General features: G+C 60.8%; 12 protein-coding genes and 1 pseudogene. 8 read left to right on the top strand and 5 right to left on the bottom strand.

Features of this window, described 5'->3' with window-relative positions:
- Positions 1-107 precede the first annotated feature (107 nt).
- Entirely contained in the window at positions 108-1,373 is a 1,266-nt protein-coding gene (locus N2600_RS14155) for an NAD(P)/FAD-dependent oxidoreductase (protein ID WP_260296551.1), read from the top strand.
- A 222-nt stretch (positions 1,374-1,595) separates the two neighbouring features.
- Here the strand turns inward: N2600_RS14155 and N2600_RS14150 are convergent, their stop codons facing one another.
- Positions 1,596-2,903 (bottom strand): IS4 family transposase, encoded by a 1,308-nt coding sequence (locus tag N2600_RS14150; RefSeq protein ID WP_017963437.1) that lies wholly within the window; start codon positions 2,901-2,903, stop codon positions 1,596-1,598.
- 433 nt (positions 2,904-3,336) lie between these two features.
- Here N2600_RS14150 and N2600_RS14145 point away from each other — a divergent pair.
- A pseudogene (locus N2600_RS14145) lies at positions 3,337-5,267 on the top strand (GTP-binding protein).
- 129 nt (positions 5,268-5,396) lie between these two features.
- Entirely contained in the window at positions 5,397-6,479 is a 1,083-nt protein-coding gene (locus N2600_RS14140) for an acyltransferase family protein (RefSeq protein ID WP_222279028.1), read from the top strand.
- A gap of 44 nt (positions 6,480-6,523) precedes the next feature.
- Here N2600_RS14140 and N2600_RS14135 read toward each other — a convergent pair whose 3' ends face one another.
- Positions 6,524-7,570, bottom strand: a complete 1,047-nt coding sequence (locus N2600_RS14135) for an NAD(P)-dependent alcohol dehydrogenase (RefSeq protein ID WP_260296550.1) — start codon at positions 7,568-7,570, stop codon at positions 6,524-6,526.
- 204 nt (positions 7,571-7,774) lie between these two features.
- Between N2600_RS14135 and N2600_RS14130 the strand changes: the two genes are divergently transcribed.
- Positions 7,775-8,683, top strand: a complete 909-nt coding sequence (locus N2600_RS14130; protein WP_260109020.1) for an AraC family transcriptional regulator — start codon at positions 7,775-7,777, stop codon at positions 8,681-8,683.
- Between the two features lie 93 nt (positions 8,684-8,776).
- Here N2600_RS14130 and N2600_RS14125 read toward each other — a convergent pair whose 3' ends face one another.
- On the bottom strand, positions 8,777-9,142 hold the full coding sequence (locus N2600_RS14125; RefSeq protein ID WP_222383997.1) for a DUF4087 domain-containing protein: 366 nt from the start codon (positions 9,140-9,142) through the stop codon (positions 8,777-8,779).
- 23 nt (positions 9,143-9,165) lie between these two features.
- Complete coding sequence (locus N2600_RS14120) at positions 9,166-9,645, bottom strand: hypothetical protein (RefSeq protein WP_260109019.1); 480 nt, start codon at positions 9,643-9,645, stop codon at positions 9,166-9,168.
- Between the two features lie 140 nt (positions 9,646-9,785).
- Here N2600_RS14120 and N2600_RS14115 point away from each other — a divergent pair, with 140 nt between their 5' ends.
- The 4 genes from N2600_RS14115 to N2600_RS14100 all read left to right on the top strand — a co-directional run bounded on the left by N2600_RS14115 (position 9,786) and on the right by N2600_RS14100 (position 14,300).
- Positions 9,786-10,451 (top strand): TetR/AcrR family transcriptional regulator, encoded by a 666-nt coding sequence (locus N2600_RS14115; protein WP_018074237.1) that lies wholly within the window; start codon positions 9,786-9,788, stop codon positions 10,449-10,451.
- A 49-nt stretch (positions 10,452-10,500) separates the two neighbouring features.
- Positions 10,501-11,520, top strand: a complete 1,020-nt coding sequence (gene ilvC / locus N2600_RS14110; RefSeq protein WP_026154226.1) for a ketol-acid reductoisomerase — start codon at positions 10,501-10,503, stop codon at positions 11,518-11,520.
- Positions 11,521-11,821: 301 nt separating this feature from the next.
- Entirely contained in the window at positions 11,822-12,883 is a 1,062-nt protein-coding gene (locus N2600_RS14105; RefSeq protein WP_260296549.1) for a polysaccharide pyruvyl transferase family protein, read from the top strand.
- 115 nt (positions 12,884-12,998) lie between these two features.
- A complete protein-coding gene (locus tag N2600_RS14100; protein ID WP_260109017.1) occupies positions 12,999-14,300 on the top strand; it encodes a Coenzyme F420 hydrogenase/dehydrogenase, beta subunit C-terminal domain in 1,302 nt (433 codons plus the stop codon).
- On the opposite strand, the gene N2600_RS14095 is transcribed toward N2600_RS14100, so the two are convergent.
- On the bottom strand, positions 14,274-15,248 hold the full coding sequence (locus tag N2600_RS14095; RefSeq protein WP_017964997.1) for a beta-xylosidase: 975 nt from the start codon (positions 15,246-15,248) through the stop codon (positions 14,274-14,276). The genes N2600_RS14100 and N2600_RS14095 overlap by 27 nt on opposite strands.
- Positions 15,249-15,277 lie beyond the last annotated feature (29 nt).

Raw genomic sequence — 15,277 nt, 5'->3', positions numbered from 1 at the left:
GCCGTCGACTATCGGCGGCGCAGGGCAGGCATGCCGAAACGGCAGTTGCAACCATCGCGGCGAAGGCCACATTGGCTTTGAGCGAAAATGGCGCAAAGGGGTAGGTCATGAGCGATCATCATGTCGTCGTTGTCGGCGGTGGTTTCGGCGGGTTGCAGCTCGTCAACGGGTTGAAGAGTGCCGGCGTCAAGATTACGCTGGTCGACCGGCGCAATCACCATCTCTTCCAGCCGCTGCTCTATCAGGTGGCGACCACCATTCTCTCCACCTCGGAGATCGCTTGGCCGATCCGCCGCCTCTATGCCGACCGGCCTGACGTGACGGTGCTGCCCGGAGAGGTCACCGACGTGGACAGCGGTGCGAAGACGGTTTCCTTACGCAACGGCATGACTCTTGGTTACGATACGCTGGTGCTGGCGACCGGGGCGACGCATGCCTATTTCGGCCATGACGAATGGGAGCCGGTGGCGCCCGGCCTGAAGACGCTGGAGGATGCGACGACGATCCGCCGGCGCGTGCTGCTCGCCTTCGAGCGAGCGGAGATGGAGAGCGATCCCGCTGCACGCGACGCGCTGCTGACCTTCACCATCGTCGGGGCCGGGCCGACCGGCGTCGAGTTGGCCGGCATCATTGCCGAGCTCGCGCATTTCACGTTGCCCAAGGAGTTCCGCAACATCGACACGCGCAAGACCCGCGTCGTGCTGGTCGAGGCCGGCCCGCGGGTGCTGCCGACCTTCGCCGAGGAGCTTTCGGCCTATGCGCAGAAGGCGCTGGAAAAACTCGGGGTCGAGATCCATCTCGGCAAGCCGGTGACCGAGTGCAACGCCCACGGCGTGAAGATCGGCGAGACCTTCGTTGCCAGCCGGACGATCGTCTGGGCAGCCGGCGTCACCGCCTCGCCGGCGGCGCAATGGCTTGGCGTGCCGGCCGACCGGGCAGGGCGCGTCATCGTCGAAAAGGATCTGAGCGCGCCGGGCCTGCCCGATGTCTTCGTCGTCGGCGATACCGCATCGGTCATGCGCGAGGACGGCAAGCCGGTGCCGGGCATTGCGCCTGCCGCCAAGCAGCAGGGCGGTTACGTCGCCAAGGTGATCCGCGCCCGCCTGTCCGGCAAACCGGCGCCGGCGCCTTTCCGCTATTGGCATCAGGGCAGCCTGGCGACGATCGGCAAGAGTGCGGCGATTATCGATTTCGGCCGGATCAAGCTGAAGGGCTGGATCGCCTGGTGGATCTGGGGACTTGCCCATATCTACTTCCTGATCGGTACCCGCTCGCGCTTCTCCGTCGCCTGGAACTGGCTGTGGATCTATCTGAGCGGCCAGCACAGCGCGCGGCTGATTACACAGCGGGAGACGATGCGGGAGGAGGGGTAAACTCTTTTTCGGGTCATGTTGGGGACAACAGGAGAGGGCACCCCCCTCTGCCCTGCCCTGCCGGGCCCGGGGTCGAGCCACGCGTCTCGACCCGTCCTTCGGACCCCCCACAGGTGGGGAGATCACAAGTGGCATGACCTTCCCGAATCTTGAAGGTCAAGCCGAGCTGAATCGCTGATTGTTTGGGAAGCCGTTTGCGCGCAGTCAATCTCCCCACCTGTGCTAGGGCATATACATATCTCGCAAAGCCCATCCATCGGCGACGGCTCGAAAGTATTTGAGGCCGTTGAAGAAGGTGATTGGGCCCGGCGGCTTGGCCGAGGCGTAGCCGTTCCAGCCGCCGAGCTTGGCGATGATCCAGGCGGCCCAAGCCAGCGAGGCCTTAGAGTGGGGATTGGACTGCAGCTTGGTTGTGCCCTTGAAACGGCTTTCGAGGGCGGCGAGGGTATCGATCTCGGCTGCCGTGAAGGTCAGGCTTGCCGGCTGGTGATCGCCGCCGCTGCGGGCTTGGACGAGCTGGAGGACGATTGCTGCGGCCTTGGCGGCGATGGCGACGAGCTTTTCCAGCCGTGCCGCCAGATGCAACTGGCTGTCCTCGATCTTGAAGCCTTGGTTCTTCATCACCCGAAAGAACTGCTCGATCATCCAGCGCTGCTTGTACCAGGCGACGATCTGCCAGGCATCGGCCGGGCTGCTGAGCCAATGGGTGGTCAGGAGCAGCCAGTGCAAGGGCTCGACACCGTCGGGGGCGGCCGGTTCAACGATCTCGACCCAGCTCAGCCTGACGCCATCGGGCAGGCCGGCCTCGCGCAGGTTTTGCGGCCGCCGGATCGTCGCTTCGCCGAAGCGCAGGCACACCGTCGCCTGCCGCGCCGGACGGTCGGCGCGCTCGCGCAGATCAATCGTCTGAGTATCGCAAAACGCCACCGTTTCGACCGCGCGGCGCAGTTTGGAACCGTCGATGAGCGCATGGTCATGCATGACGCGCGACAAAAGATCGAAGCGCCGATCGGGCAGGCGCGCCCACATGATGAAGAAGTCACCCTCCCGGTCGGCGATCGCCGTGACCCGGGCCGCACGCGAAAGCACCAGTTTGGCCGCCTCTGCCGTCTCCACCCAGCGCCGCGATTCCTTTTCGTTCAACGGCCGCTCGGCATGCGGCGTAAGCTCTTCGCTACCCCGCGTCCAGACCCGGCCGCCCACCAGGCCAAGGCAGCTGCCGGTGTCGGCATCGAGCGCCAGCATCGGATGCAGCAAAAGGCCAAAGCAATTGCCTTTTTTGATCTTGCCCAATTCCCGCCGGCTGTCCGGCGTCGTCGCAAACTTGATCTCGCTGGTGTCCTGCAGCGCCAGCACGTGGCGACCCTCAACCGCAGACCGGGTCTCCTGGCTCCAGCCGGCAATGATCTCTTCCACGCTCACCGCACTGTTGTTGAGAAAACGCCCGAACCGGATCTCCTGCGAATGGTTGCCCTCGGCCAACTGGCGAAGGCAAACCGTCTCGCGCAGCACAATGCGACGGAGCAGCACCGCCCCCCTTTATCGAGACGACGATCTCCAAACCGGCCCAACGAAAAATCATGCCCTACATCCATCGGCGACGCTCCCAAATCAAAACGTCGCCAAAACAATCATACGGCCCGCAGTAAAGGAATCCGACCCCCGCAAACCGAGTCAATCCGTCGCACCGACTTATGTATATGCCCTAGCCCACCTGTGGGGGAGATGCCCGGCAGGGCAGAGGGGGGCGGCCACGGCACGCCGGTCCAGGAAACCAGCCACGCGTGAACGTCATACGCCCAAGCTTGACATATCTCCCGACACGCCTCTACCATTCCGCCCGCGCCTCCGAAGACCACTGGGGGTTCTGCATCCAGCCGTCGCCATCACCAGGTAGAGGTTCCAATGCGCCGATTCACTTCTCACGAAAATCACATTCGAAATTCTGAGAAGTTGGTGGTTCATGCGCACTTTGAATCTGGGCATCCTCGCCCACGTGGATGCAGGCAAGACTAGCCTTACCGAAAGACTGCTTTTTGACGCCGGCGTCATCGACAAGCTTGGCAGCGTCGATACCGGCAATACACAGACGGACACTCTCGAGCTCGAACGGCAACGCGGCATCACGATCAGGACCGCGGTGGTGTCGTTCACGGTCGGCGACAGGATCGTCAATCTCATCGACACGCCCGGTCACCCGGATTTCATCGCCGAGGTCGAGCGGGTGCTCGGATTGCTGGATGCCGCAGTCGTCGTCATTTCGGCGGTCGAAGGCGTACAGGCCCAGACGCGAGTTCTGGTACGGGCGCTGCGGCGGCTTGGCGTTCCCTTCGTCTTCTTCGTCAACAAGGTCGATCGTCTCGGCGCGCGATATCAAGAGGTTGTCGAGGCCCTTGCCGCGCAGCTGGCGGTCCGCCCCATCGCCATGTCTTCGGTCATCGATGCGGGAGCCAAGCTTGTCTGGGTGGAGACGCTTGCTCTGGGAGACGAGCCACTCTTTTCGGTGCTCTGCGAGACCCTCGGGGAAAACGATGAGGCGCTGCTCGATGACTATGTACTCGCTGCCGATTGGCTGACGGCGGAAAGGCTCGGGCGCTGCTTAGCCGATCAGGTGGCGAGCGGCCTCGTGCATCCCGTCTTCGCGGGAGCCGCGATGACCGGTGTCGGGATCCCCGCCCGACGATCCTGCCCGGGCGTCGCCCCAATCCGGATGGTCCGGTCGCTGGCAAGATCTTCAAGATCGAACGCGGCTGGGGCGGGGAAAAGCTCTCCTACATCTACCTGGCCTCAGGCACGGTGCGGCTCCGGCAATATCTGGACCTGCCCAGAGGCCCGGAACGGGTGACCGCGATCCATGTGTTCGAGGCTGGCGGGGTTCATGGCGCCGCAAGCTTCCGCGCCGGGCAGATCGCGCGCATCAGCGGCCTTGCCGGTGCCCGCATCGGGGATGCGGTGGGCGGAGATCTCACGGGCGGGCGGGCTCATTTCGCGTCGCCTACGCTCGAAACCCGGGTTCTGGCCCGCCGGCCTTCCGGCAAGGCGGCGCTCTGGCTGGCGCTGAACCAGATGGCCGAACAGGATCCCTTGATCAATCTGCGCCGGAACGAGGAGACGGACGAAGTCTTCGTGTCGCTCTACGGCGAGGTGCAGAAGGAGGTTATCCAATCGACCCTGCTGACGGATTTCCGCCTTGAGGCAAGGTTCGAGGAAAGCACTGTCATCCTGGTCGAGAGGCCAGTCGGCACCGGGGCCGGCCTGCAGGTCCTCTTCAAGGAGCCCAATCCCTTCCTGGCAACCGTCGGCCTGCGCGTCGAGCCGCGCCCTCCCGGGGCGGGCAACAGCTTTGCGCTCGAAGTGGATGTCGGCCAGATGCCTGTAGCCTTCTATCGAGCGGTCGAGGAGACCGTGTTCGAAACCCTGAAGCAGGGGATTTTCGGCTGGCAGGTCATCGATTGCCACGTGGCGATGACGGCAGCTCGGCACAGCTCGCCTGCAAGCACGGCCGCCGATTTCCGGCAGCTCACGCCTTGGGTGCTGGCAGATGCACTGTCGGCTGCGCAAACTGTCCTCTGCGAGCCGATCGACCGCTTTCATCTTGAAGCGCCCGCGGAGAGCTTGAGCGGTGTGCTCACTTTGCTTGCGAAATCGGCAGCGGCGATGATGGATTCGGCGATCGCCGATGGCGTCGCCCGGCTCGAGGGCACCATGGCGTCTCAGGTGATCCAAAGCGTTCAGCAGCAATTGCCGGGCCTGACGAGCGGGGCGGGGATAATGGAAACCTCTTTTGATCACTACGCTCCGGTTACCGGCCAGCCTCGTTTACGTGTGCGCTCCGGCCCCGATCCGTTTAACGGTGCCGAATATCTGCTGCGTCTGCGGGGTGTCCCCATTTGAGTACAGCCCTGATCTGGAGGTGGTTCGGCAGTGTATAGTGAGCGTTGATGCAGGGTTATTCCCTCGCCAAATGTCTTCGTATCGAATAATGGTAGCTCGCTGGCTTGGAATAGAGCGTGAGATTTTTGCATGACAAGTGACGTAGCAGCTGAGGGAAAGCATCGTTTCTGGATGCTCGATCTGTTGCGTGGGGCATCTGCAATACTCGTACTCGTTTATCATTCCAGCAATGCGTTTCCCGTTGCTTATGCTGCTGTCGATCTTTTCTTCATGTTAAGCGGATTCGTTTTGTCGGAAAAGTACGGCGAGAGCCTGTTACAGACGGGCGGCCGCCGAGATTTCATCAGTCACCGCATTGCCCGGCTGTATCCCGTCTACCTCGCCTGCACATTGCTGGGCGCTGTTTCGGTTTTCCCATTGATTGGCCATCTCGAAAACTGGAGCATCAACGCTTTTGCCGTTTCCTCCGTTACCAGCCTGCTCATGCTTCCGGCGCCGTCTGACACCGTCCTCGGCATCCTGCCCTTAAACGGACCGGCATGGTCGTTGTTTTTTGAAGTCGTGGCCAACGTGGTCTTTCTTTTTACTGCGGCGCGTCTCCGAGTGGCTGTTTTCATCGTCGCGATGTCAGCGCCAGCATTCGTCGTTGCTTTATGGCACTTTCGGTACCCGCCGGGCTCCGTCTGGGGCGATATTCTCGGAGGCTTTCCACGGGTGCTGGTATCTTTTTACGGCGGCGTACTTATCAGTCATCTTTGGCGACGAGGCTTCCGCATCAGGCTTGCCGCCTCGGCCAGTTTGATTCTGGTGGCCGCGCTCACGGCGCTTTATTCGGGCTTCATCCTCACCGAGAGGAAATACTATCTGCTCCTGGTATTTATCGCTCACCCCATGATCATCTGGTTCGGCTTGGGGCTGGCGAGAAACGCGCGGCTCGAACGCTTCGCCACCTGGATGGGTGAAATTTCCTACCCGCTCTACCTCGCGCACGTACCGCTACTGATCTTGCTCGCAACGTTCGGAGTGGATGATTGTTTTGCCCTGCGCAATTATCTCGGGCTCGGAAATACCTCGTGGGGTGGCGAATGCAGCCGAGACGCTATTTCCTTGGCCGTGTTCCTCTTGCCGCTGTCATTATTGGCGGCGCACCTCATCGCCATCTCGATCCAGTCGCCCGGCCGCAAGTTTTGGCTTCGCTGGAGGCCGATCTAGTCGCCTGTCCGGCGGCGGCTCCCGAAGGAGCCGCCGCCCATTCTTCAGGCCACCAGCGAGGCGATGTCGATGACGAAGCGGTAGCGGACGTCGCTTTTCAGGACGCGTTCATAGGCTTCGTTGACCTGCTGGATGTTGATCTTCTCGATCTCGGAGACGATGTTGTGCTCGCCGCAGAAGTCGAGCATTTCCTGCGTTTCCTTGATCGAGCCGATCATCGAGCCTGATATGCTCTTACGGCCGGGGATGATCGAGAACGCATGCACTGGGATCGGGTTTTCCGGCGCGCCGACCACCACGAAGGAACCATCCACCTTCAGGAGGCCGAGATAGGCATTCCAGTCGATCTCGGCGCTGACGGTGCAGATGATCAGGTCGAAAGTGCCGGCGAGTCTCGTGAAGGTTTCCGGGTCGTTGGTGGCGTAATATTCCTTGGCGCCGAGCTTCAGCCCATCTTCCTTCTTGGAAAGGCTCTGGGAGAGAACGGTGATATCGGCGCCCATGGCGGCGCCGAGCTTGACGCCCATATGGCCGAGACCGCCCATGCCGACGATCGAGACCTTCTTGCCGGGGCCGGCATTCCAGTGGCGCAACGGCGAGTAGAGCGTAATGCCGGCGCAGAGCAGCGGCGCGGAGGCATCGAGCGGCAGATTGTCCGGAATGGACATGACATAGCCTTCCCTGACGACGATCGAGTCGGAATAGCCACCCTGGGTGCGTGTCTTGCGGTCGGCTTCGAAGTCATTGTAAGTGCCGGCGAGCCCCGGCATATACTGTTCCCGATCGAGGTCGCGCTCGGCGCAGCCGATGCAGGAATCGACGAAGCAGCCGACGCCGACGCGATCGCCGACCTTGAATTTGGTCACATCGGAACCGACGGCCGAGACGATGCCGGCGATCTCATGGCCCGGCACGATCGGATAGACGGCGTTCTTCCATTCGTTGCGGACAGTGTGGATGTCCGAATGGCAGATGCCGGCAAACTTGATGTCGATCACGACGTCATCGGGGTTCGGATTGCGGCGTTCGAAGGTGAAAGGGGTCAGCGGCTTGGAAGCGTCGGTCGCGGCGTAGCCTCTTGCAATAGGCATGGGAACCATCCTTTTCGATTGTGGTGGGGGTTGAAAGAGATGGTGGACTATTGCCCGGAACGACGGCAGAGAGTTAGAGCGATCCTCTCAGCTTTTTGCACGATCCTGCAAAAGTGAGGCGCCGGCCTGTTTGTGAAATGGCCAAGGCACTCTAGATAAGAGCGGTATCGCCGGCGTCAGACAATTGACAGAAAGAGTTGCCGCATGACTTTGCCCTTCAGCCCCTATCAGGAAATTGTCGATATCGCGATGCGCTTCGCGGCTGGTGACGGCGAGTTTGCGACTGATATCGGCAATCTTCACATCAGCCGTAGGTCCAAGCCCAGCGATCCGCTGCACAGCAGCTACCGGCCCTGTTTTGCCTTTGTCCTGCAGGGCGCCAAGAGCTTGCGCCTCGGCACGGAACTTATCAGCTACGGGACTGGCGACTATCTGCTGACCTCGCTCGACCTGCCGGTCGCCTGGCGCGTCACGGAGGCAAGCCCTGAGGTTCCGCATGTCTGCCTGGGGTTGGCAATCGACTCGGAAAAACTGCTGGAATTGCTCAGCCGGATCGATATTCCGCGCCCAGCCGCCGATACTGACGGACAGCGCGGGATGGCGGTGAACGTCGCTCCACCGGAGCTCCTGGATGCTGCCGTCCGCTTGCTGCGCTTGCTCGATCGTCCAGGCGACATTCCTGCCATGGCGCCGCTGATCGAGCAGGAAATCCTCTACCGGGTGCTGACCGGGCCGGATGGCGCGCGGCTGATCAATATTGCCACTGCAGACAGCCACAGCAACAGGGTCGCGCGCGCCGTCGCATGGCTGAAGGAGAATTTCGCGCGGCCACTGCGCATCGAAGACCTTGCCGACCGCGTCAGCATGAGCGTGTCGTCCTTCCATCATCACTTTAAATCGGTCACGGCGATGACGCCGGTGCAGTATCAGAAGCAGCTTCGCCTGCACGAGGCACGCCGGCTGATGCTCGTGGAGCGCCTCGATGCGGGCACGGCCGGCCACCGCGTCGGATATCAAAGCCCGTCGCAGTTCAGCCGTGAATACAGCCGCCTCTACGGCGCCTCGCCAGCTCGCGATGTCGACGGCGCCCGCGACGTCATGGCGGCGGAATAGAGGCCGCGCGCGGCGGCAGGACCCCAAGACGTTCCGTCACTTTGAAACGGCGCATACCCGAAAACCGTATCCGGCTTTCGGGTGAGGCGCTGGTTAGCCGGGGAATTTCAGGGCCCTGTCGGCACGGCATTTGGCGAGCTTTAGCTGGCGGAAGGAGAGGATGCGCGTGATGCGGTCCTTGCCATCCGTTTCCACACTCACGCAGGCGCAGGCGTAGCCGTAAGTACCGTTGGTTCTGACATAATCATGTTCGGAGATGTCGGGGATCAGCTCCATGCCTTCGACCTCGCCGGCATCGTCGCCCTGGGTCATGATCGTCCAGGTGTTCTCCGCGTCCTCCAGCCACCAGTTGGCGGGCGTCGGATTCTCGATCCAGCCGCAGCGGGTCTCGGCGGCCCGCGCATTGGCTGCGACGACAAGAGCTGCAATCATGACCGCGGCGGCTATTTGGTATTTCATCGGCTTTTCCTCATCGCCGGATTTTAATTGTTGATCGCGATGATCGCCCAATGGCTCGCCTCGCAGCTGTTGTCCTCACAGACCGCGCCCATCCAGACGGCGCCGCCGGCCAGCATGACGCCGTCGCTATTGACGAAGAGATCCTCGTATTGCTGGCGCCCGACGGCGCGGCGCGTTCCCGGCGTCACGAGATCGTCGAAATTGTCGATGAAATCCTCAGCGTTCTCGACATCGTAGGTCTCGCCGTTGGCCTTGATCGTCAGCGGGTATTCGGCAAGGCCGGCGATGGTCTCGGCGTCGCCTGAGCGCATCGCCTTGACAAGCTGGCGCAGCGGCCGGTCGAAGCCCGCGGCATCGCCGTGCAGTTCCTCGATGCGGTTATAGACGTCGCTGTTGGACTGCGCGAAAGCGCCTGAGCCGCCAAGGAGAATTGCTCCGAGTAGGAGAAGAGCTGCAGACAGGCGTGACATCGAAGCCTCCGGGCAAATGGTATAGCGCGACATTATGCGATCGCCGAGGATTCGCGCCTATCCAATTCTGGTGTTTCATCGCGGTTTCCCCTATTAAAAAATCAATCAGGACTTCTTGACGAGCTGATCGGTTTATCGCATAAACCTCACGAACCGTACCGTACGGTACGTATATGGGAGCCATGATCGTGTCCGTCGATACCGCAGAGCCGAGCGAATTTTCGCCGCGCCAGAACGCCGTTCTGGAGCAGGCGTTGCAGTTGCTCGTCGATGGCGGCGAGAAGGCGCTGACGACTTCGGGTGTGGCGCGCGCCGCCAATTGTTCGAAGGAAAGCCTCTATAAATGGTTCGGTGATCGCGACGGGCTGCTGTCTGCGATGATCGCCTACCAGGCGAGCAAGGTGCGCACCTTCGAGCGCAACGGCGAGCGGCTGACGGCGGCGAGCCTGCACGACCATGTCGTCATTTTTGCGCGTGACTTGCTGGAAGTGCTCGCCGGCGACGTCTCGCTGGCGCTGAACCGGCTGGCGATCGGCCAGTCGAACCGCGACGGCTCGAAACTCGGCAAGCTGCTGCTCGAGCGCGGCCGCCGCCAGATCGACCGGCGCGCCATGGCGCTGATCGATGCCGGGAAGCGGGCGGGGCTCCTGCGTTTTTCCGATGCCGACGAGGCTTATCACACGCTTTACGGCCTTGTTGTTTCCGACCTGCATGTGCGCATGCTGCTCGGCGAACCGGGCCTCAAGGATACCGCGCGCCAGGCGGAGAGGGCGGTGACCGCCTTCCTCAGGCTCTATGGCACGGACAAGGTTCTGGCGGAGATGCCGGTTCTCGGCTGATTCCGCTTTAATGACAGTCAACAAGACAAGCAAAGGGAAGGAACTTCAAATGCGCGTCTATTACGATCGTGATGCCGATCTCAACCTCATCAAGGCCAAGAAGGTCGCCATCATCGGCTACGGTTCGCAGGGCCGTGCCCATGCGCTGAACCTCAAGGACAGCGGCGCCCAGAACGTCGTCATCGCGCTGAAGGCCGGTTCGCCGACCGTCAAGAAGGCCGAAGCCGACGGCTTCAAGGTCATGACGGTTGCCGAAGCTGCCGCCTGGGCAGACCTGATGATGATGGCCACCCCGGACGAACTGCAGGCCGACATCTATAAGGCTGACATCGCCGGCAACATCCGTGACGGTGCAGCCATCGCCTTCGCTCACGGCCTCAACGTTCATTTCGGCCTCATCGAGCCGAAGGCTTCGGTCGACGTCGTCATGATCGCACCGAAGGGCCCGGGCCATACGGTTCGCGGCGAATACCAGAAGGGCGGCGGCGTTCCCTGCCTCGTTGCCGTTCACCAGAACGCGTCCGGCAATGCGCTTGAACTGGCGCTCTCCTACGCCTGCGGTGTCGGCGGCGGCCGTTCCGGCATCATCGAAACCAACTTCCGCGAAGAGTGCGAAACCGACCTGTTCGGCGAACAGGTCGTTCTCTGCGGCGGTCTGGTCGAGCTCATCCGCGCTGGTTTCGAAACGCTGGTTGAAGCCGGTTACGCGCCTGAGATGGCCTATTTCGAGTGCCTGCACGAAGTGAAGCTCATCGTCGACCTGATCTATGAAGGCGGCATCGCCAACATGAACTACTCGATCTCCAACACGGCCGAATGGGGCGAATATGTCTCCGGTCCGCGCATCATCACCGCCGAGACCAAGGCCGAGATGAAGCGTGTCCTCAAGGACATCCAGACCGGCAAGTTCACGTCCGATTGGATGCAGGAATACCGCGCCGGCGGCTCGCGCTTCAAGGGCATCCGCCGCCTGAACGACAGCCACCAGATCGAGGAAGTCGGCGCCAAGCTGCGCGGCATGATGCCCTGGATCGGTAAGAACAAGCTGGTCGACAAGTCGGTCAACTAAGCGGTCCTGTGACATAAAATGAGAAAGTCGGAGTGAAAGCTCCGGCCTCCAGACTGCTGACAACCCCCGGCTGAGCTGGGGGTTATCTACTTCATCGCGACATGCAGAAGAAACGGCTCCCGAACAGGCGGCAATCGCGCACCGGCTGGTCACGTCACGCCGCGACAGGTTCCGGTTCGATGCGAATTGGCGCTCTCAGGAGAACTTCTCGTCGCGGACCAAGAGGCGAGCTTCGGTTTGTTGGGAACGGAACTGGAACTGAACGGTTATCGGAGGGTATTCGATATGCTTCAGGGACCAAATGCTTAAGGTCGGGATTCTTACCTTTCATCGCTGCATAAACTACGGCTCCTATTGGCAGGCACGCTGTCTGGCCGAAGGCCTCGCGTCCATGGGAGTCGAAGCCGTTCTCCTGGAACACATGTCCGATCGCGTGAACCGCGCCGAATGGCAATGCGCGCTGCAACCGCTGCTTCCTGTTGCAACGCCGAAGGAAGACCACCCGCTCTATAAAGCGAAGATCCGGAAATTCTTTCACTCCTTTGCCAGCTTACCTCTTTCATCGCCTTTTCCCTTGGAGAATCCGGCCGCAATGGACGAGTTTTCGCTCGTCGTCGTCGGCAGCGACGAGGTGTGGAACCTTCGCCATCCCTGGTATGGCGGGTATCCAGTGTTTTATGGTGAGGGCCTGCGATGCGGGCGCACTATCTCCTATGCCGCGACATTTGGAAGTCTGGCATCGTCGGAGCGGCTGGAGGGTTGGGCGGAAAAGTTGCGAAAGTTTTCTCATATTTCAGTCCGGGATCTCCATTCGGAGCGGATCATCCGCGAGACGTTGGGACGGGAGCCAGAACTCGTTCTCGACCCGTGTCTGCAATTTCCGCAGATGAAGACTGCGAGCAGAGATGACGGGGATGCGGCATCTTATATAGCCGTTTACGGGCACAGTTTTCCAACCTGGTTCCAAAATGCGGTGCGCCGGTGGGCAGGAGATCGGGGCTACCCGCTCGTCAGCATCGGCTATCGGAACGATTGGGCCGACGAGCAATGGATCGATGCCGGGCCGGAGGACTTCGCCAGGTTCATATCCGACGCTAAGGCTGTCGTGACGAACTTCTTTCATGGGTGCGTGTTTTCGCTTGTCAACGAAAAGCCGTTTGCATGCGTCCTCTCCGATTATCGCTCCAACAAGATTCGCGATCTGATGCAGCTTGTCCGCGCCGAGCATCATGTCCTCACCGAGGATATGATTCCATCGCATCTAGATGTTATTCTTGATAACCCACTTCCCGCGGCTATCTCGCAACAAATAACTTCCTTGCGTCATAGATCCACCGCCTATCTCAGCCATGCCTTGCAATAGCTCCCAGCAGCAGGATCATCTCACTGCGGGCATCGGCCCCGGGGATATTGCGGCCTCCGGCCTCTGCATCGGCTGCGGCTCCTGCGTCGCAAAGTCAGCACGGCCTGATGTGCGCATGGGACTCGACCGATACGGGCAGATGAAGCCCACAGCCCCACGGACTTGGTTGCAGGGCGGTGATGAAGAGTTTGCCCGAATTTGCCCGTTTTCGCCAATGGCTCGCGACGAGGACGAATTGGCGGCCGAATATTTTCCCCGCGCGAAAAACCAAGACCCTCTACTGGGTCGTTTCGAGGCTGCTTTTGTCGGCCATGTCGAGGAAGGGGAATACCGTTCGAAGGGCAGTTCCGGGGGCATGGTCACCTGGGTGGCGGCGGAGCTGCTGCGCCTGGGGCTGGTTGACGGTGTGGCTCACGTCAAGGAGAGCGATGATCCGCTGTTGGAAGGGCGCCTGTTTCATTATTTGCTGTCACGCAATCTGCAGGAACTTCAGGCCGGCGCCAAATCTCGATATTATCCAGTCGAACTTTCCGGAGTGCTTCAGTCCATTCGCGAGGCGCCCGGCCGGTATGCCGTGGTTGGTATTCCCTGTTTCATCAAGGCGGTGCGACTAGCCTGTGCCGATGACCCAATATTGAAGGAGCGCATTGCCTTCACGCTTGGGCTGTTTTGCGGCCATATGAAAAGCGCGCGCATGGCTGAAAGCTTCGCGTGGCAGATGGGTGAGGATATCGGAAAGGTTAAACGGCTCGACTACAGGATAAAGTCCCCGGATCGACCTGCGAATTGGTATCGGACGCAACTGACACTCGAAAACGGAGATACGCGTGCCCAAGACTGGTGGCATCTGGCCGATGGGGACTGGGGGGCGGGCTTTTTTCAGAATTCCGCCTGCAATTTCTGCGACGACGTCGTTGCGGAAACGGCCGATATCGCTTTCGGGGATGCCTGGAAGGAGCCCTATTCCTCGGATGGACGCGGGACGAATGTGGTTATCGTCCGCTCAAAGGCCCTTCTGGATGCGATCTTTGCGGGGATAGATGACAAGAGGATCGCACTGTCTCACGTCGACGCCGATTTTGTTGTAGCGACCCAAGCTGCGGGATTCCGTCAGCGTCGCGAGGGCCTCTCATTCCGTTTGACCTGGCCACGTAAGGGTATGCGCCCGCGCAAACGTGTCCGTGCCGGCAGCCATAGTCTGTCTTCGCAGCGCAAGGCGGTCTACATCATGCGCTACTGGATCAGCTTTTGGAGTCACCGGGTCTTTTCAATCGCCCGTTTCCTACGCAGCCCCAGACTTTACATCCTGTGGGCTCGTGCGGCCTTGGCATGCTATCAGGGGGTGGCTTATTCCCGAGGGCCGATCGGCAGGATAGCCCGGAGCCTGGGTTTAGCCGGCTCCGAGGGACGCACGTGATTCGAGGCCCAGCAATCGGGCAGCTGACTTGGCAACGCGTGACATATGTCCGCTTTCCTGGCGCGGTGCGTAGCGCTCAACCATTTCCTCGCAGAACCCGGCAAATTCTTCGGGCACCAGAGGCGGACTCGTATGGTGCGGCGCGATACCTCTATGCTCGGGCGTGAAGCAGAATGTCGCCGTTACGTCGAAGTCTTCGAGGGCACGCATCTGCCGGTCGAACCAGTCGAGGGCATTGGGCCGGAATCGGTCCGCCCAGGAAAGCCCGGTGCGCACAGATTTTACTCCCAAGCGCTTCATCCAGGCGGCGGCTTCATCCAGCCGCGGGTCTTCGAAGTGGAACCATTGCACCAGCCCGAAATCCGGCGTGTGTTTGGCAAACTCCTCAAGCGCCGGTTTGGGCGTTCCGTCTTCACGCAGAATGCCCATATAGTAGTGCCGGTAATAGGAGGAGCCTTCGGCTTCGCGATGACGGGTGGTTGCCTCCCATGATCGGGGGAGGTCGTAGAGGCTGTACCATTGCAAGCGCTCGACTTTACCCTTGAGCAACTCGGCAGTTCGTTGCAAACCCCACAACTGCACTTCCTCGGCGCCGAATGTCGAGACACCCACTTCGCTGACCCAGATCGGCAGATCGGTGACAGCGCGAATTTCGTTGATCTTCTCCGGCCACTCATGGATCTGCCAGAGGTTCCAGTCGAGCGGGAATCCATGCAGCGCGACGGCATCGAGGTGATCGAGCACGCCGTAATTTTTCATGCGGCTGATGAAGAGGGGGTCGATTGGAGATATCCCGCCGAGTACCTTCGTCAGTTCCGGATTCTTGGCTCCGATGGCATCGGCGGCGAGGATTGCCATTTGCGCAAATAGGCTCCATTCAGGATCGATTTCCGGATCCCAGTGCGATTTGTTGTTCGGCTCGTTCCAGATCATTGCAGCTTCGATCATTTGACTTCCCCGGGCAGGATTTAACGAAC

The organism is Rhizobium sp. WSM1274 (assembly GCF_025200775.1).
GTDB lineage: Bacteria > Pseudomonadota > Alphaproteobacteria > Rhizobiales > Rhizobiaceae > Rhizobium > Rhizobium leguminosarum_I.
The sequence above is the reverse complement of the archived record's forward strand: the minus strand, read 5'-3'. Positions and strand labels throughout refer to the sequence as shown.